Annotated in this window: 18 protein-coding genes; 9 read left to right on the top strand and 9 right to left on the bottom strand. The window is 69.2% G+C overall.

Annotation, left to right across the window (positions count from 1 at the left end; translation table 11 throughout):
* Positions 1-131: 131 nt before the first annotated feature.
* Positions 132-632, bottom strand: a complete 501-nt coding sequence (locus ABT367_RS24215; RefSeq protein ID WP_352255184.1) for a lamin tail domain-containing protein — start codon at positions 630-632, stop codon at positions 132-134.
* Positions 633-915: 283 nt separating this feature from the next.
* Between ABT367_RS24215 and ABT367_RS24210 the strand changes: the two genes are divergently transcribed.
* Genes ABT367_RS24210 through ABT367_RS24200 form a run of 3 tightly spaced genes read left to right on the top strand, consistent with a single transcriptional unit; the run spans position 916 to position 4,065 of the window.
* The gene (locus ABT367_RS24210; protein ID WP_352255183.1) at positions 916-2,220 is read left to right on the top strand and encodes a sugar ABC transporter substrate-binding protein; all 1,305 of its coding nucleotides are present in this window, start codon (positions 916-918) and stop codon (positions 2,218-2,220) included.
* Between the two features lie 13 nt (positions 2,221-2,233).
* Complete coding sequence (locus ABT367_RS24205; protein ID WP_352255182.1) at positions 2,234-3,235, top strand: carbohydrate ABC transporter permease; 1,002 nt, start codon at positions 2,234-2,236, stop codon at positions 3,233-3,235.
* Complete coding sequence (locus tag ABT367_RS24200) at positions 3,232-4,065, top strand: carbohydrate ABC transporter permease (RefSeq protein ID WP_352255181.1); 834 nt, start codon at positions 3,232-3,234, stop codon at positions 4,063-4,065. Before ABT367_RS24205 ends, ABT367_RS24200 begins: the two co-directional genes overlap by 4 nt.
* A 73-nt stretch (positions 4,066-4,138) precedes the next feature.
* On the opposite strand, the gene ABT367_RS24195 is transcribed toward ABT367_RS24200, so the two are convergent.
* A complete protein-coding gene (locus ABT367_RS24195; RefSeq protein ID WP_352255180.1) occupies positions 4,139-5,023 on the bottom strand; it encodes a chitosanase in 885 nt (294 codons plus the stop codon).
* Between the two features lie 49 nt (positions 5,024-5,072).
* Positions 5,073-5,798 (bottom strand): glucose 1-dehydrogenase, encoded by a 726-nt coding sequence (locus ABT367_RS24190; protein ID WP_352255179.1) that lies wholly within the window; start codon positions 5,796-5,798, stop codon positions 5,073-5,075.
* Between the two features lie 163 nt (positions 5,799-5,961).
* Here ABT367_RS24190 and qcrB point away from each other — a divergent pair, with 163 nt between their 5' ends.
* Positions 5,962-7,617: a cytochrome bc1 complex cytochrome b subunit gene (gene qcrB, locus ABT367_RS24185; protein WP_352255178.1), complete on the top strand. Its 1,656-nt coding sequence runs from the start codon at positions 5,962-5,964 to the stop codon at positions 7,615-7,617.
* Between the two features lie 142 nt (positions 7,618-7,759).
* Positions 7,760-8,359 (top strand): hypothetical protein, encoded by a 600-nt coding sequence (locus ABT367_RS24180; RefSeq protein WP_352255177.1) that lies wholly within the window; start codon positions 7,760-7,762, stop codon positions 8,357-8,359.
* Positions 8,360-8,384: 25 nt separating this feature from the next.
* Here ABT367_RS24180 and proP read toward each other — a convergent pair whose 3' ends face one another.
* The 3 genes from proP to ABT367_RS24165 all read right to left on the bottom strand — a co-directional run bounded on the left by proP (position 8,385) and on the right by ABT367_RS24165 (position 11,801).
* The gene (gene proP / locus ABT367_RS24175; protein ID WP_352255176.1) at positions 8,385-9,884 is read right to left on the bottom strand and encodes a glycine betaine/L-proline transporter ProP; all 1,500 of its coding nucleotides are present in this window, start codon (positions 9,882-9,884) and stop codon (positions 8,385-8,387) included.
* Between the two features lie 109 nt (positions 9,885-9,993).
* Complete coding sequence (locus tag ABT367_RS24170) at positions 9,994-10,785, bottom strand: uracil-DNA glycosylase (protein ID WP_352255175.1); 792 nt, start codon at positions 10,783-10,785, stop codon at positions 9,994-9,996.
* Between the two features lie 104 nt (positions 10,786-10,889).
* On the bottom strand, positions 10,890-11,801 hold the full coding sequence (locus ABT367_RS24165) for an aldo/keto reductase (RefSeq protein WP_352255174.1): 912 nt from the start codon (positions 11,799-11,801) through the stop codon (positions 10,890-10,892).
* Positions 11,802-11,870: 69 nt separating this feature from the next.
* On the opposite strand from ABT367_RS24165, the gene ABT367_RS24160 reads away from it, so the two are divergent.
* A complete protein-coding gene (locus ABT367_RS24160) occupies positions 11,871-12,215 on the top strand; it encodes a MerR family transcriptional regulator (RefSeq protein ID WP_165331384.1) in 345 nt (114 codons plus the stop codon).
* Positions 12,216-12,255: 40 nt separating this feature from the next.
* Here ABT367_RS24160 and ABT367_RS24155 read toward each other — a convergent pair whose 3' ends face one another.
* Positions 12,256-13,212 carry an acyl-CoA dehydrogenase family protein gene (locus ABT367_RS24155; protein ID WP_352255173.1) on the bottom strand — a complete coding sequence of 319 codons (957 nt, stop codon included), beginning with the start codon at positions 13,210-13,212 and terminating at the stop codon, positions 12,256-12,258.
* Positions 13,209-14,369, bottom strand: a complete 1,161-nt coding sequence (locus tag ABT367_RS24150; RefSeq protein WP_352255172.1) for an acyl-CoA dehydrogenase family protein — start codon at positions 14,367-14,369, stop codon at positions 13,209-13,211. Before ABT367_RS24150 ends, ABT367_RS24155 begins: the two co-directional genes overlap by 4 nt.
* Positions 14,370-14,421: 52 nt before the next feature.
* On the opposite strand from ABT367_RS24150, the gene ABT367_RS24145 reads away from it, so the two are divergent.
* The 3 genes from ABT367_RS24145 to ABT367_RS24135 are packed head-to-tail and all read left to right on the top strand — an operon-like array spanning position 14,422 to position 17,081.
* Positions 14,422-15,264, top strand: coding sequence for an SDR family oxidoreductase (locus ABT367_RS24145; protein WP_352255171.1), 843 nt, complete (start codon positions 14,422-14,424; stop codon positions 15,262-15,264).
* 45 nt (positions 15,265-15,309) lie between these two features.
* A complete protein-coding gene (locus ABT367_RS24140; protein ID WP_352255199.1) occupies positions 15,310-15,897 on the top strand; it encodes a TetR/AcrR family transcriptional regulator in 588 nt (195 codons plus the stop codon).
* A 26-nt stretch (positions 15,898-15,923) separates the two neighbouring features.
* The gene (locus ABT367_RS24135; protein WP_352255170.1) at positions 15,924-17,081 is read left to right on the top strand and encodes an acetyl-CoA C-acetyltransferase; all 1,158 of its coding nucleotides are present in this window, start codon (positions 15,924-15,926) and stop codon (positions 17,079-17,081) included.
* Between the two features lie 42 nt (positions 17,082-17,123).
* Here the strand turns inward: ABT367_RS24135 and ABT367_RS24130 are convergent.
* A partial coding sequence (locus ABT367_RS24130; protein WP_352255169.1) for an AfsR/SARP family transcriptional regulator occupies positions 17,124-17,569 on the bottom strand: 446 nt, incomplete at its 5' end.

Raw genomic sequence — 17,569 nt, 5'->3', positions numbered from 1 at the left:
TCCCGTTCGATGTCTCCATCTTCCCAGCCGGCACTGACAATTGATCTTGGCCGGAGGGGTCGATGCCCAGGGTCGATGCCCGGGGCCGATGTCCAGGGCCGCCCAGGTCGAGGGGGTGTTGCGGGTGCTGCTCAGCCGTGGAACCTCACGTACCCGTTCCGGTCCGGGTCGCTGCCGGTCTTCGTGTACGAGTGGACGTCGGCCCGGGCGGCGGACGGCTTGTAGAGGTAGACCGTGTCGCCCGGGTTGTTCCAGATGAAGTTGCAGTTGTTGCGGTAGACCACGTTGTTCGCGTCGGAGTCGGTGCCGTTGCCGCCGCGCAGCTTGATGTGGTCGCCGGGCTGGAGCGTGTGGTTCCTCGTGAACGTGAAGCGGTTGCCCGTCGCGTCCTTCACGAAGTAGCCCTTCAGATTCACGGTCGTGCTGCGCGAGTAGTTCTTGATCGTCAGGTACTCGTCCTTCGTGTTGCCGCCCGAGCAGCGGTTGCTGTCCGTACCCGGGGCGTCGTACTGCACGCCGTAGAGCTTGAGTGCGGATGAGTATTCGGCCGCCTGTGACGGTGCGGCGAGCGCGGTCAGGCCGCACGTGACGAACGCGGCGGTGACGGCGGCTGTGGCGGTGCGAGTGCGCAAGAAGACTCCTCGGGGCGTCCCGTGCAAGGGAGTTGAGTGATGAGCGGACACAAGTCACTCACAAAATCTCCACATCCAGCGGGCGTTGGCCGAAAGAGATCGATTGTGGACATGGGGATGCCGTGCGCGTTGCGTCAACTGCAATGGGCTGCGCGCATGTTGCAGCGTTTGCAATGGGCATTACGGTTCGGCCGCGTATCGGGAATGGCCTAGACCGCTCATGAGCCCCTGTGCTGAGAATCACCTCACGCAAGTGGACCGCCATCCATGAAGGGGGCTCGTCATGAAGCGACGTGTCATCGCGGCAGCAATCGCCTTGACGCTCGGACTGACCGCCACGGCCTGCGGCGATGACTCGGGCGACAGCGGGGGCAAGGACGGTGCGACCGACGGGAAGGGCAAGACCCTGACCGTATGGATCATGGAGGGGACCAACCCCGACGCGCGCCCGTTCTTCAAGGAGGCCGCGGCCGCGTTCGAGAAGAAGACCGGCGCCAAGATCAAGGTCGAGTACCAGCAGTGGGCGACCGCGAACCGCAAGTTCACCACCGCGATCGCGGGCGGCGCGGACCAGGTGCCCGATGTCGCCGAGGTCGGCACCACCTGGGTGCCGCAGTTCGCCGAGACCAAAGCGCTCGTGGACGTGACCGACGAGGTCAAGGAGTCCGGTCTGACCGACGACCTCGTCGAGGGTCTCAAGGACGCCGGCACGCTCGACGGCAAGCAGTACGGCATGCCCTGGTACGCCGGGGTCCGCTCGATCCTGTACCGCAAGGACATCTTCGAGAAGCACGACATCAAGCCCCCGACCACCTGGAAGGAGCTCCAGGAGGCGGCGAAGACGCTGAAGGAGAAGGAGCCAGGACTCCTCTCCTTCCCGGTCGCCGGCGGCGCCGAGATGTTCGCGGCCCCCTTCATCTGGGGCGCAGGCGGCGAGCTCGCCGAGCAGGAGGGCGACTCCTGGAAGTCGGCGATCAACTCGCCCGAGGCGATCAAGGGCATCGAGTTCTACACGGGCCTCGCGACCAAGGACAAGGTCTCCCCGGCCAAGGTCAACACCTGGACGGAGAAGGAGGTCGGCGACGCCTGGAAGAAGGGGCAGATCGCGATGTCCATCTCCGGCAACTGGACCCCGAAGGCCTTCGTCGACGAGAACCCCGAGCTCGAGGGCAAGCTGGCCGCCGTGCCGATTCCGGGCCCCGACGGGGGCATGAGCCGCTCCTTCCTCGGCGGTTCCTACCTGTCCACGTTCGACACGGACAAGAAGGAGCTGGCCTGGGAGTTCGTGAAGATGCTCACCACCGGTGAGTTCGCCGCCAAGTGGGCCGAGCAGACCAACTACTTCCCCGGCCAGAACTCCGAGCTCGAGAAGGTCGCCGCGAAGAAGGACCCGCTCGTCGAGCCCTTCGCGCAGCAGATGCTGGAGGCCGGTGCCACGGTGCCGAAGACCGAGTCGTACGGGAAGATCCAGGCCGCTCAGGTCGTCCCCGGCATGATCCAGTCGATCATCACGGGCAAGGCCTCCGTCAAGGAAGCCGCGGACAAGGCGGCTCAGCAGATGGACGACATCTTCGCCAAGGACAAGTAGGGCGCTGCGAACCGTGAAGAATGCGCTCGTACGCGGTGGGCAGAAGTCTTCTGCCCACCGCCCCTCCACAGAGGGTGCCCGCCGCCCTTCCGGAAAGGCGCCGACGGCCCGCCGCCGGCGCCTGATACGGCTCACCCGCCCCTGGCTGCTGCTGGCCCCCGCACTCGTGGTCCTCGCCGGACTCCTGCTGTACCCGATCTTCCAGGTGGGCAAGATCTCCCTGCAGGACTGGGAGGTCACGTTCGGCGGCGGGGAAGGGGAGTTCACCGGGTTCGACCACTACAGCGAACTGCTCTCCAGCGAGCTGCTGTGGAAGACGGTCATGCCCAACACCGTCTTCTTCGCCGTCGCCTGCGTCGGCCTCACCGTGGTGCTCGGCACCCTGGTCGCGCTGCTGCTCAACCGGCTCGGCACCACCTGGCGCGCCATCTGCTCGGTGTCGATCCTGGCTGCCTGGGCGATGCCGGCGGTCACCGGTACGTATGTCTGGATCTGGCTCTTCCAGCCGGATGAGGGCATGTTCAGCCAGCTCGCCGGCGCCCTCGGTCTGATCGATCCGGCGACCACCAACTGGTTCACGGAGCGGCTGCCGTTCTACGCCATCGCGACGCTCAACGTGGTGCACCACGGCTTCCCGTTCGTGGCGATCACCGTCTTCGCCGGACTGCTCACGATTCCACGGGAGTTGTACGAGGCGGGCATGATCGACGGCGCCAACGCCTGGCAGCGGTTCTGGAAGATCACCGTGCCGACCATCCGTCCCGTCTTCCTGGTCGTCACGATCCTGTCGACCATCTGGGACTTCAAGGTCTTCACCCAGATCTTCCTGATGCCGGGCGGCAGCGGCTCCAACGAGGAGGTCTACAACCTCGGCGTCTACTCGTACGTGCAGGCCTTCGGCCAGGACGACTACGGGGCCGGGTCAGCGGCGGCGGTGCTGCTCACGCTGCTGCTCGTGCTGATCACCATCGTCTACATCCGCACGCTGTTCCGGCAGGGGGAGGAGGACCTGTGAGCACCCGCCGTACGTCCCGTGCCACGCGGATCGGCCTGCCGGCCGCCGTGTTCGCGCTCCTGGTCTTCACGCTGTTCCCCGTGTACTGGATGGTGTCGACCTCGTTCGATCCGAAGGCGGCCACCCGCGGTTCGGACGTGCTGCCCAGCGGTTTCGGCTTCGAGCACTTCGAGCTGGTCTTCGAGCGGGGCAACTTCGGTACGTTCCTGCTGAATTCGGCCCTCGTCGGGCTCGGCACGATCCTCGCGGCCGCGGTGCTCTCACTGTTCGCGGCGATCGCGGTGGCCCGCTTCAAGTTCCGCTTCCGCACCTCGGTGCTGATCATGGTCCTGATCGTGCAGATGGTGCCGCTCGAAGCGCTTGTCATCCCGCTGTTCCTGCAGATGCGGGACTACGAGCTGCTCAACTCGCTGCTCGGCCTGACCATCGTCTACATCGCGCTCTCGCTGCCGTTCGCCATCTGGACGCTGCGCGGCTTCGTCCAGGCGGTGCCCAAGGAGGTCGAGGAGGCGGCGTACATCGACGGGGCGTCCTGGTTCCGGATGTTCCGTTCGGTGCTGCTGCCGCTCGTGGCGCCCGGGCTCGTGGCCACCTCGATCTTCGCCTTCATCACGGCGTGGAACGAGTTCGTGTTCGCGTACACCTTCATGAAGGACAGCGAGAAGTACACGGCGGCCGTGGGCATCTACCAGTTCTTCGGGGAGAACTCGACGGCCTGGGGCCCGGTCATGGCCAGCTCCACGCTGGTCACGCTGCCCGTGATGATCTTCTTCGTCCTGGTGCACAAGCGGCTGGGGTCGGGCCTGGCGGCCGGCGCCGTCAAGGGCTGAACCTCCACCGCGAGGCCCCGCCCGTACGCGGGCGGGGCCTCGTTCACTTCACGCGGTACGGGTCCGTGCGCCCTCATTTCACGCGGTAAGGGTCCCCATACACCTTCCACGCCAGCGGAGTGTCCAGCTGAAGGTTGCCCGCTTCGAGGAACACGCGCTGGGCGGTGTCGATCCGTGAGGTGTCGCGGTGGGCCTCCTTGGTCTCCATCGCCTCGCGCCGCACGTCGAGAAAGGCCTCGAGGTACGCCTTCTCGTCGCCGCCCTCCGCTTTGGTCTTCGCCCGCCGCATGGCCTCCTCGCGGATTCCGTGGAAGGCGTCCGGGTCGGTGCCCGGGCCGTGCTGCACCATCGCGTCGTAGTAGGCGAACTGGCCGAGCGTGCTCAGGCCGTCCATCTTGGCCTGCCGCACGGCGGGGTCGAAGTAGTCCTCGTCGCGCAGCCGGACCTGGGCCTCGCGGAACCCGGCCCGCCCGGCCTCCTTCGCCCAGGCCTCGGGGAAGCCTTCCAGGCCTTCGTGCGAGTCGGAGCCGTCGACCGCGCGCAGGGCGGGCAGATAGGTCGCGAGCCCGTTGTCCGGGTGGTCCTGCGTGTAGCTCTCGACGAGCTTGAGCATGTCGTGCGTGCCGGAGCAGAAGCCGATGATGCCCGCGGTGTAGCCGTTGCCGTCGCCGATGTCCTCGATGTAGCCGTAGTTCGCCCGCCAGTCGAGCGTGGAGTTCTCGGCGCTCGACACGAGCTGCTGTGCCAGCTCCTTCTTGTCCTTCGCCGCGAGCCCGGGCGGCATCTTCGCGATGCGCTCCTGCAGCTCCTTCTCGGTCTCCCGTGCAAGCCCGTCCGAGCCCTGGGAGGCCGAGGGCTTGTCGTCCGGGCCGCCCGAGCCGGGGTCGGGCCCGAGCAGATAGACGACGAGGGTCGCCACCGGGGCTATGGCGAGAAAGAGGCAACCAGCACGCTTCATGCGCACAGGGTAGAGCTCGGGCCCGGGCCTCCCACCGGGCGGACCTGCGTCAGGCCGTCTGCCCGCCGTCGACCGTGAACTCCGTGCCCGTGACGTACGACGAGGCCTGAGAGGCCAGGAAGACCACCAGTTCGCCGACCTCCCGCGGCTGTCCCACCCGCCCGAGCGGCACATGGGACCAGTCGCGGCCCGCCGTGGCCTCGGCGATCATCGGGGTGTCGATGGCGCCGGGGTGCACCGAGTTCACACGGATGCGGTACGGGGCGAGGTCGAGCGCCGCGGAGCGGGTCAGTCCGCGCAGCCCGAACTTCGTGGAACCGTAGGCCGCGTGGCGGGGGAGGCCCTTCAGGCCCGCCGTGGACGAGATGTTCACCACCGAGCCGCCGCCGGCCTCCTTCATCGCCGGCACGACGGCCTGGATCCCGAGGAACGGCCCGAGCAGATTGACCCGGAGCAGGGCCTCGAAGTTGTCGTACGTCTCCTCCTCGACGGAAGCGGTACGCCACAGCGCCGCGTTGTTGACCAGCGCGTCGAGCCGTCCGAAGCGGCCGAGCGCGGTGCGCACCGCTGCGGCCCAGCTGTCCGGATCGGTCACGTCGAGCCGTACGAACAGGCCTTGTTCACCGAGGCACTTGGCGACCTGGTGCCCCTCCTCCTCCAGCACATCCGTCACCACCACGCGTGCGCCGGCCTCGGCGCACAGCCGCGCCTCCTCGGCGCCCTGGCCGCGCGCCGCACCGGTGATGAGGACCGTCCTGCCGTCGAGCGAGATCATGTGCGCCTCCCGGGCCCTCCCGCGTATATGACTGTTCGTCATATTCGTGGTGCGGCGCCGGAACATCAACAGGTGTGCCGCAACTGCACTGACGGGGGGCGCCTGTTGGCACCGGGAAGCGGTGTGCCTAACCTGGAGTACGCCTGAAGGGGAGAGGCCGGGGATGAGCAGCCAGGAGCGGATACGCAGCAATGGCCGGCCGGCACAGCCGGCCAAGGGTGAGAGCTTCGCCGACTGGGCCGACAGCCGGCTCGGCATCTACGGCCTCGCCAAGACGCAGATGCGCAAGGTGTTTCCGGACCACCCGAGCTTCATGCTGGGTGAGATCTGTCTGTACAGCTTCATCATTTTGATCCTGACCGGCACCTGGCTGACGCTGTTCTTCGAGCCGAGCAGTGCCGAGGTCGTCTACGAGGGCTCGTACGAGCCGCTCAAGGGCGTCCTGATGACCAGGGCGTTCGAGTCCACCGTAGAGATCAGCATGGATGTGCGCGGCGGACTGCTCATCCGGCAGATCCACCACTGGGCGGCACTGGTCTTCGTGGCCGGGATGCTCGTGCACATGATGCGCGTGTTCTTCACCGGGGCGTTCCGCAAGCCGCGCGAGATCAACTGGCTGTTCGGCTGGACCCTGTTGATGCTCGCCCTGATCACCGGTCTGACCGGCTACTCGCTCCCGGACGACCTGCTCTCCGGCACCGGCCTCCGCTTCGCCCAGGGCGCGATCCTGTCGATCCCGATCGTCGGGACGTATCTCGCGATGTTCCTGTTCGGCGGCGAGTTCCCCGGCACGGACATCATCGCGCGCCTCTATCCGATCCATATCCTGCTGCTGCCGGGCATCATGCTGGGCTTGGTGGTGGCCCATCTGATCCTGGTCTTCTACCACAAGCACACCCAGTTCGCGGGGCCAGGACGGTCCGAGAAGAAGGTGGTCGGTGCGCCGTTCTTCCCGATCTACGTGGCGAAGGCCGGCGGGTTCTTCTTCCTGGTCTTCGGTGTGCTCGCGTTCATGGGCGCGGTCGCGACGATCAACCCGGTGTGGCTCTTCGGCCCCTACCGCGCGGACCTCGTCACCACGGGCGCTCAACCCGACTGGTATCTGGGCTTCTCCGAGGGCCTGATCCGGGTGATGCCGGGATGGGAGATAAACGCCTTCGGCCATACGCTCGCGCTCGGCGTCTTCATCCCCTTCATGCTCTTCCCGGTGTACATGACGCTGATCGCGGTCTACCCCTTCATCGAGGCCTGGGTCACCGGCGACAAACGCGAGCACCATGTCGCCGACCGTCCGCGCAACGTTCCGACCCGTACGGCGCTGGGAGTCGCCTGGCTCGCGGGATACGGGGTGCTCCTGATCGGCGGCGGCAACGACATCGTGGCCACCAAACTCCATCTCTCCATCAACGCGATCACCTGGTTCGTACGGATCGGCTTCTTCGTCGTCCCGGTCCTGGCGTTCTGGATCACGCGCCGGATCTGTCTCGGACTGCAGCACCGCGACCGGGACAAGGTGCTGCACGGCCGGGAGAGCGGCACGATCAAGCGGCTGCCGCACGGCGAGTTCGTGGAGATCCATGAACCGCTCACCCAGGGGCAGCGGTTCACGCTGACGGCCCATGAGCAGCGGACGGCGCTCGACCCGGGCCCGGCGGCCGACACCAACGGGGTGCGGCGGCCCGTGCCGAGGGGTGAGCGGATGCGCGTACGTCTGTCGAAGGCGATGTACGGTCCTGGCACCCAGGTGGAGAAGCCGACGGTGGAGGAGTACCGGGAGGTCACCAGCGGGCACGGGGACGGGCACGGGTCCTCGCACTGAGCGCCGCCGCAGACGTCCGCCGGCGGAACGGCGGCCTCCGCCACTGATCTCGGGGAGACGGGGAAACCGTGCGTCCGAGGAGCACTTCCGCTCCTCGGACGCACGGTTTCCCCCGTCCACTTCACCGGCAGGAGACTTGTCGATGGACCCGAAGACCCTGCAGGACCACAGTCGGCTGCTCATACGTCAGCGCGTACGGTTCATGGTCAACCAGTACGAGGTGCACACCCAGGCCCCCGACGGCTCGGAGGGCGACCTCGTGGCGTTCGCGCAGCAGAAGCGCATGGCCTTCAAGGAGAAGGTGACGCTCTACACGGACGCGTCCAAGGAGCAGGTGTTCGCCGAGTTCCGGGCGCGCAACATCGTGGATGTGGGCGCCACTTATGACGTCACGGACCCGGCGGGCGGCACACTCGGCTCGTTCCGCAAGCTCTTCAAGCGCTCGCTGCTGCGCTCCACCTGGCAGCTGGAGCAGCCGGGTGCGGCCGAGGCCAAGGGCGAGGAGAGCAACGCGGCGCTCGCCGTGGTGCGCCGCGTATGGGAGTTCATCCCTTTCCTCAACTCGGTGCCGTTCGCCTGGCCGTACCACTTCACCTTCACCTCGGACGGAGCGCCGTCCTTCTCGGTGACGAAGAAGTTCGCGCTGCGCGACAAGTACCTGGTGGACATCGCCGATCCGCGCCTGGACCGGCGTCTGGTCATCGCGCAGGCGGTCGCCCTGGACGCCCTGCAGTCCCGCTGAGGGCGCCCACGCGGGTGCCGCCCGCTCAGATACGGCCTGCCGGTGCCTGCGCCTCGGCGATCTCCGCCGCTTCCTGGGGCGTCTCCACCGAGGGCGGCGATCCCTCGAGCGGCTGCTGCGCCGTCTCCTTCATGCACGCGATGGCCACCAGACCGACGAGCGCCGCGCCCATCGCGTAGAACGCCGGGAGCATGTCGGTCCCGGTCACCTGGATGAGTGCGGTGACGACCAGGGGGGTGGTGCCGCCGAACAGGGAGGCCGACAGGTTGTAGCCGACGGCGAGGCCGCCGTAGCGCACCTGCGTGGGGAAGAGCGCGGGCAGGGCCGCGGACATCGTGCCGAGCAGGCACACCAGGGAGAAGCCGAGCATCAGCATGCCGGCCGAGACCGCGGCCAGGCTGCCCTGCTGCACGAGGGCGAAGGCCGGGATCGAGAGCACGAAGAAGCCGAGCATCCCCGCCGCGAGCAGGGGCTTGCGGCCGAAGCGGTCCGAGAGCCGGCCGACCTGGTTGATCACCAGCATCAGCACGATCATGGTGCCCACCAGGAGCAGCAGCCCATGGCTCTCGCTGTAGCCCATCTCGTCGGAGAGATACGTCGGCATGTACGAGAGCAGCATGTAGTTCACGACGTTGTACGCGCCGACCAGGCTGATGCACAGCACGAGGGTGCCCCAGTACTGCTGGAAGATCTTCTTCAGATCGCCCTTCGCGGAGGTCTCCACCGCCGAGGCGGCGTCGGAGGCCTTGTACGTGGAGGAGTCCTCCAGCTTCTGGAAGGCCGGGGTCTCGTCGAGGCGCAGCCGCAGATACAGGCCCACAAGGCCGAGCGGTCCTGCGACCAGGAACGGCACGCGCCAGCCCCAGTCCTCCATGCCCTCGCTGCCCAGCGCGGCGGTCAGCGCGGTGACCAGGCTCGCGGCCCCGACGTAGCCGGCGAGCGTGCCCAGCTCCAGGAAGCTGCCGAAGAAGCCCCGGCGCTTGTCCGGCGCGTACTCCGCGATGAAGGTCGAGGCGCCGCCGTACTCGCCGCCCGTGGAGAAGCCCTGAAGCAGACGGAAGAGGATGAGCAGGACGGGCGCCCAGAAGCCGATGCTGTCGTACGAGGGGATGAGGCCGATCGCGAAGGTGCCGACCGCCATCATGATCATGGTGAGGGCGAGCACTTTCTTGCGGCCGACCTTGTCGCCCATCGGCCCGAACACCATGCCGCCCAGGGGCCGCACCAGGAAGGCCACGGCGAAGGTCGCGAACGACGAGAGCAGCTGAGCGGTGTCGCTGCCCGAGGGGAAGAAGACATGGCCGAGCGTGACGGCGAGATAGCTGTAGATGCCGAAGTCGAACCACTCCATGGCGTTGCCGAGGGAAGCGGCCTTCACGGCCCGTTTGACCGCCGCCTGGTCCGTGATCGTGATGTCGGTGCGGCGCAGGCGGGGGTTGCGGCGGCGCTCGAGCGCACGGAACAGAAGGCGGTGCCGTCTGCGGGCCTGCGGATCGGCCTCGATGTCGTGGCCGTCGGAGGACATGGAGTGACCTTTCACTGAGGGGGCACCCGCTGAGCGGGCCGACGGAGCCCGCTTACCCGAAGATCCCGGCAAGATGCACCGTGCAACCGCTTTAGGTGTGTTTTGTGCCTCAGCCTTGCCCGTCCGACCGTGGTTCCGCCAGCCCGGCCAGTCCGGCCGCGTGGCTCAGGACGTCGACGAGCATCGGCAAGGTCACGCGTTTGGTCGAGGTGTTGCGCTGACTGGGGTGGTAGCAGCCGAGAACGGCCAGCTCGCGCCCGTCGTCCGGCCCGTACGCGGTGAAGTGGACGCCGTGTCCGAAGGCCGGACGCGGCCGTGGCAGCCGCCATCCCGCCGCGGCGAGCACCGGGAGCAGGGCCTGCCAGCCGAAGCCGCCGAGGACGACGACGGTGCGCAGAGTGGGGCGAAGCAGGTCCAGCTCACGGGCCAGCCAGGGCCGGCATGTGTCGCGCTCCTGGGGCGTGGGGCGGTTGTCCGGAGGCGCGCAGTGCACGGGTGACGACAGGCGCACCCCGTACAGGCGCAGTCCGTCGTCGGCGGCGACCGAGGTGGGCTGTGAGGCGAGGCCCGCCTCGTACAGGGCGGCCATCAGGAAGTCGCCCGAGGGGTCGCCGGTGAACATGCGGCCGGTGCGGTTGCCGCCGTGCGCGGCCGGCGCGAGTCCGACGACGGCGAGGCGCGCGTCCGGTGGACCGAAGCCGGGGACGGGGCGGCCCCAGTACGGCTCGTCCCTGAAGGCCGCCCGGCGGGTGCGGGCGACCTGCTCGCGCCACTCCACGAGCCGGGGGCACGCACGGCAGTCCGTGACCGCGAGGTCGAGCTCATCGACGGTCCGGCAGGCGACGGCCTGGTGGCCGGGAAACCCCGGACTGCCGGGCCGGGGAGCGTCCCTGTCGTCCATCGTCCGTGGCCTCCCTTCCCGCAGACGTCACCGCAGGACCGTATGCCCCTTGACCAGGCCGCCATGTGTGCGGCACGCGGGCGAGCCGGGCCGCCCGCCGGCCCTCACACCTGGGTCGCCGCCTCGATCCGTGCGAACTGCTCGTCGTCGAGGGCGACTTCGAGCGCCCCGACGTTCTCGGCCAGATGGGCCGCGGACGTCGTCCCCGGGATCGGCAGCACGGTCGGGGAGCGGTGAAGGAGCCAGGCGAGCGCGGTCTGCGCGGCGGTGGCGCCCAGCTCCTGGGCGATCGTGTCGAGCGGGCCGCCGGGTGCGGCGTGCGCGCCCATGGCGACCGGAAAGAACGGCACGAAGGCGATGCCCTGCCCGGCGGTATACGTGACCACGTCCTCGTGGTCGCGCGTGGCCAGGTTGTAGAGGTTCTGGACGCTCGCGACGGGCGCGGTCTCCTGAGCCTCGCGTATCTGCTCGACGGTCACTTCGGACAGGCCGATGTGCCGCACCTTGCCCTCCTCCTGGAGCTGCTTCAGTGCGCCGAGCTGCTCGGCCACCGGGTAGGCGGGGTCCAGGCGGTGCAGATACAGCAGATCGATCCGGTCCGTGCGCAGCCGGCGCAGGCTCAGCTCGGTCTGCTGGCGCAGATACGCCGGGTGCCCGAGCGGCACCCACTCGGCGGGGGACGGGCGGACGACGCCGACCTTTGTCGCGATCACCAGGTCGTCGCGGTAGGGGTACAGGGCGTCGGCGATCAGCTCCTCGTTCGCGCCCAGGGCATAGGCGTCCGCGGTGTCGATCAGCTGGACGCCCTGCTCGACGGCGGTACGGAGCAGAGTGATCGCCGCGTCGCGGCCGGCGGGCGCGGTCCAGATACGGGCCTCGGGCCCTGTGGGGTCGCCGGGGGCGTCCGCGAGGCGCATCGCGCCGTATCCGATCCGCCGCACCGGGAGGTCTCCGCCGATCAGGACGGTTGTAGGGTTCTCGGCCGTGAGCCGCGTGGTGTCCGTGGTGTTCGTCATGGCAGGGACGCTATGAGCTCACACCCATGTGAGGTTCAAGCACTTGTGAGGGGGGTCACAGTGGACGGGATGAAGATCGGTCAGCTCGCTGCCGAGACGGGCGTCTCCGTACGGCTGTTGCGCTACTACGAGGAGCAGGGGCTCCTGGCGTCCACCCGGACGCCCGGCGGCCATCGGGTGTACGGAGTGGACGCGCCCGCGACGGTCCGGCGGATCCGCCGCTTCCTGGACGCGGGCCTGTCCACGCGCATCATCGCCGAGATCATCGAGTGCGTCTGCGGCAGCGAGCAGGAGATCGAGCCGTGCCTGAGCCCGCTGGTCCTCGAGCAACTCTCGCGCGTGGACCAGGAGATGGAGCGGCTCGCGCTCACCCGTGAGTCGCTCGCGGAGCTGGTGGCTGCCGCCCGGGCCTGAAGGCCCGGGGGCCGCCCAAGTCTGAAGGGCCCGGGGCCGCTCAGGCCAGCACCCGCTTCCTGCAAGCGCTCGGCGTGCCCCAAGCCGTGCGCAGCGCCTGGGCCTTGCGGATCCACAGGGACAGGTCGAGCTCCTCGGTGTACCCGATCGCGCCGTGCAGTTGGAGCGCCGTGCGCGAGGCGTGATAGGCCGCCTCCGAGGCCGTGAGCTTGGCGGCGGCGAGGTCGGCGCGGGTCATGGTGAGGGCCGCGCCGTACAGCAGCGGGGTCGCGAACTCGAGCTTCACCAGCGTGTCCGCGAGCTGGTGCTTCACCGTCTGGAACGTGCCGATCTCCGTCCCGAACTGCTTGCGCTGCTTCACATACGCGACCGTCCGGTCCAGCAGCGCACGGCCCACCCCGAGCGTCTGCGCGGCCGCGGCGAGTGTGCCCCAGGCGTCGGTGGCCGCGAAGGCCGCGCGGTCCTGCGTGAGGAGTTCGGCGGGCGCGCCCGGTTCGGTCAGCCGGCGGGCGGGGTCGGCCGAGCGGTGGGTGGGGCCGTGTCCGGTGCAGGTGTGCAGGCCGCCGTCGGCGAAGGTGACGGTGAGGTCCGCTGTCTCCGCGTCCAGGGCGTACGGGCCGCCCGGCGCCTTGACCGTCGCGATCACGGCACCGGAGGCGATGCCCGGCAGGAGCTGCTTGGCGTGCGCGGAGTCGCCGGTCGCGGCGAGCAGTCCGGCGACCGCCGCCGTCTCCACGACCGGGCCCGGTACGGCATGGCGGCCCAACTCCACGTAAGCGACGGCCAGTTCGACGGGCAGCGGCCCGACTCCCTCGTACGCCTCGGGCACGGCGAGCGCGAAGACCCCGGCCTCCGCGAGCCTGGACCACAAGGCGCGTCCGGGCCCGAAGTCACCCGCGCCCCAGGACCGTACGACCGCAGGGACATCCGTGGCCGTCAGCATCGCGTCCAGGCTGCGGGCGAACTCGCGCTGCTCTTCGCTGAGCAGGAACCTCATGCGCGCCGTCCCTTCGGCAGGCCGAGCAGCCGCTCGGCGATGATGTCGCGCTGGATCTCGTTGGTGCCCGCGTAGATCGGGCCCGCGAGCGAGAAGACATAGCCCTCCGCCCAGTCGTACGGGCCGTCGTGGGAGGCCAACTCGCCGTCCGTGCCCAGGAGGTCGAGGGCGGTCTCGTGCAGGGCGATGTCGTACTGCGACCAGAACACCTTGTTCAGGGATGACTCCGCGCCGATCGTCTCGCCGGCCGCGAAGCGGGACGCGTTGGCCGCCGTGAACAGCTGGTACGCGCGGGCGCCGACCACCGCGTCCGCGACCCGGTCCCTGGCGGCCGTGTCGGCGGGGTTCCCCTGCTCGCGCCACAGGTCGACGAGGCGGTCCGCCGCCGCCATGAAGCGGCCGGGGGAGCGCAGCGTGAGCCCGCGTTCGTTGCCCGTGGTCGACATGGCGATACGCCAGCCCTGGCCGACCTCGCCGATCACGTCCTCGTCGGGCACGAAGACCTCGTCCAGGAAGAGCTCGGCGAAGGCCGGCTTGCCGTCCAGGCGGCCGATCGGGCGGACGGTCACGCCGGGGGCATGCAGGTCGAACATCAGGTAGGTCAGGCCGCGGTGGGGCCGGTCCGCCTCCGGGTCCGTACGGAAGATGCCGAAGGCCCGGTCCGCGAACGCCGCCCGCGAGGACCAGGTCTTCTGGCCGCTCAGCAGCCAGCCCCCGTCGGTCCGTACGGCCCGTGACTTCAGCGAGGCGAGATCGCTGCCCGCCTCCGGCTCCGACCAGGCCTGCGCCCAGATCACCTCACCGCTCGCCATCGACGGCAGGATGCGCTGCTTCTGCTCCGGGGTGCCGTGGTCGAGGAGTGTGGGGGCGAGGAGGTTGATGCCGTTCTGCGAGACCCGGCCCGGCCCGCCGGCCGCGTAGTACTCCTCCTCGAAGACCAGCCACTGGAAGATGTCCACGCCCCGGCCCCCGTACTCCTCGGGCCAGGACACCACCGACCAGCGGTCATCGGACAACCGCCGCTCCCAGGCGCGGTGTTGGGCGAAGCCCTCTTCGGTCTCCAGTGAAATGAGCGGCTGCGAGGGGACGTTGGCGCGCAGCCACTCCCTCGCCTCCTGACGGAACGCCTGCTCTTCGGGTGATTCGTCCAGGTCCACGGGCCGCCCAACTCCCTTCCCTAACAAGTGTTTGGTAGGTTAGCCTCCTGCTGTGACTGACAACAAGCCTGGGACTGACAACAAGCCGGGGGCCGGCAGCAAGCCTGGGGTCGGCAACAAGCCGCAGTACGTGAAAGGCCACGGGCTCCTCGACGGACGCACCGCCGTGATCACCGCGGCGGCCGGTGCGGGCATCGGGGGCGCGACCGCCCGTCGCTTCCTGGAGGAGGGTGCGTCCGTCGTCATCAGTGACGCGCACGAGCGCCGCCTCGCCGAGTCCGAGGCCGAACTGGCCAAGGAGTTCGGGCCGGACCGCGTGACCTCGGTGCCGTGCGACGTGACGGACGAGGATCAGGTGCGGGCGCTGTTCTCGTACGCCGCCGAACGCCACGGCGGGCTCGATCTGGTCGTCAACAACGCCGGACTCGGCGGGACTTCGGCGATCGTCGACATGGCCGACGAGCAGTGGTCGAAGGTCCTCGACGTCACGCTCAACGGCACATTCCGCTGCGTACGCGCGGCCCTGCGGCACTTCAAGGAGTCCGGCTCCGGCGGGGTGATCGTCAACAACGCCTCCGTCATCGGCTGGCGCGCCCAGGCCGGGCAGGCGCACTACGCGGCCGCGAAGGCCGGCGTCATGGCGCTCACCCGGACCGCCGCGGTCGAGGCCGCCGAGTACGGGGTGCGGGTCAACGCCGTCTCGCCCAGCCTCGCCATGCATCCGCACCTGGTGAAGGTCACGACGCCGGAGCTCCTGGAGGAGCTGACGGCCCGCGAGGCCTTCGGGCGGTACGCCGAGCCGTGGGAGGTGGCCAACGTGATCGTGTTCCTGGCCGGGCCCTACTCCTCGTATATGACGGGCGAGGTCGTATCCGTCAGCAGCCAGCACGCATAGGGGCGGGACAATGGACGCGTGCCGAAGCAGAACGACAGCAAGAACGTGACCCCCTCGCCCGCCCGCCGAGGTGAACTCCTCGCGACCGCCGCCGAGGTGTTCGCCGCGCAGGGCTACAACGCCACGACCGTCCGCAAGATCGCCGACGAGGCGGGCATGCTGGCGGGCAGCCTCTACTACCACTTCGATTCGAAGGAGGGGATCCTCGACGAGATCCTCTCCTCCTTCCTCGACGAGCTGTGGCAGGGCTACGACGAGGTGCTCGCCGCCGGGCTCGGGCCGCGCGAGACCATCGAGGCCCTCGTCACCGAGTCCTTCCGCGAGATCGACCGGCACCGCGCGGCCGTCGCGATCTACCAGAAGGAGTCGCGCCACCTCGCCCAGCAGGAGCGCTTCGCGTATCTCGTCGAGTCGCAGCAGAAGTTCGAGAAGGCGTGGCTCGGCACGCTCGAGCGCGGGGTCGCCGCCCAGGTCTTCCGCTCCGACCTGGACATCCGGCTCACGTACCGCTTTGTGCGCGACACCGTATGGGTCGCCGCGTCCTGGTACCGGCCGGGCGGGCAGCACAGCCCGGAGGAGATCGCCCGGCAGTACCTGTCGATGGTCCTGGACGGAATCGCCGTACGTACATAGCTCATGTCTCGTATGAGGGAGTTGTCATGGCCGAGGCCTACATAGTCGAAGCGGTCCGTACGCCGGTGGGGCGCCGCAAGGGCGGACTGTCCCAGGTGCATCCGGCGGATCTCGGCGCGCATGTGCTCAAGGCGCTCGTGGAACGCTCGGGCGTCGACGCCGCCGCCGTCGAGGACGTGGTCTTCGGCTGCCTCGACACGGTCGGACCGCAGGCCGGGGACATCGCGCGCACCGCATGGCTGGCGGCCGGGCTGCCCGAGGAGGTGCCCGGCGTGACGATCGACCGGCAGTGCGGCTCCTCGCAGCAGGCCGTTCACTTCGCCGCGCAAGGTGTGCTGTCCGGGACCCAGGACCTGGTAGTCGCCGGTGGCGTACAGAACATGACGATGATCCCGATCGCCTTCGCCTCCCGGCAGGCGGGTGAGCCGCTCGGCCTCACGGACGGGCCCTTCCACGGGTCGGTGGGCTGGCAGGAGCGGTACGGGAAGCAGCCGGTCAACCAGTTCCACGGGGCCGAGCTGATCGCGGCCAAGTGGGGGATCACCCGCCGTGACCAGGAGGAGTTCGCCCTCCGCTCGCATCAGCGGGCGCTCGCTGCCATCGACGAGGGCCGCTTCGTCCGCGAGACCGTCGCCTACGGGGAGGTGACCGTGGACGAGGGGCCGCGGCGCGACACCTCCCTGGAGAAGATGGCGGGCCTCAACCCTGTGGTCGAGGGCGGCACCATCACGGCGGCCTGCTCCTCGCAGGTCTCGGACGGTGCGGCGGCGATGCTGCTCGCCTCCGAACAGGCCGTACGGGAACACGGGTTGACCCCGCGCGCCCGCATCCACCACCTGTCCGTACGCGGCGAGGACCCCATCCGGATGCTCTCCGCGCCCATTCCGGCGACGGCGTACGCGCTGAAGAAGACCGGGATGTCGATCGGTGACATCGATCTGGTCGAGATCAACGAGGCCTTCGCCCCGGTGGTCCTCGCCTGGCTCAAGGAGACGGGCGCCGACCCGGACAAGGTCAACGTCAACGGCGGCGCGATCGCCCTCGGCCACCCGCTCGGCGCCACGGGCGTCAAGCTGATGACCACGCTGCTGCACGAACTGGAGCGCACGGGCGGGCGGTTCGGGCTTCAGACGATGTGCGAGGGCGGCGGTCAGGCGAACGTGACGATCATCGAGCGGCTCTGAGGGCGCGGGCGAACGGCGGGTCCTCCGGGACCCGCCCGCTCGCTAGGCGACGGACCTCGGCCTCGAAGCGGGCGCCAGGGCCGGGATGGACCCCAGCGCGGGATCCTGGCGCAGCACCGCGAGCTCCAGGTCCCGCAGCGCCCGCCCCGGCTCGGCGCCCAGCTCCGCCGCGACCCGGCTCCGATGCGTCCGGTAGGCGGCAAGGGCCTCGCCGTCCCGACCTGCGCGGTGGAGCGCCAGCATCAGCAGCCATACGAAACGTTCGTGCAGCTCATGGCTGTGCACCAGGCACTCCAGGTACGGGATCGCCTCGCGGTGCCGACCGAGGTCGAGCTCGATCTCGGCGCGCAGTTCGAAGTCCACGAGCAGGCGTGCCCGGGTGAAGGTCCGCTCCCGGTCGAGCAACGGCGCGTCCAGGCCTTCGGCCAGCGGGCCCGTCTTGAGGGCCCGCGCCTGGTCGAGCAGCCGGGCCGCCTCGGCCGGTTCGC

It is taken from the genome of Streptomyces mesophilus (assembly GCF_040300965.1).
GTDB classification, from domain to species: domain Bacteria; phylum Actinomycetota; class Actinomycetes; order Streptomycetales; family Streptomycetaceae; genus Streptomyces; species Streptomyces mesophilus_A.
The sequence above is the reverse complement of the archived record's forward strand: the minus strand, read 5'-3'. Positions and strand labels throughout refer to the sequence as shown.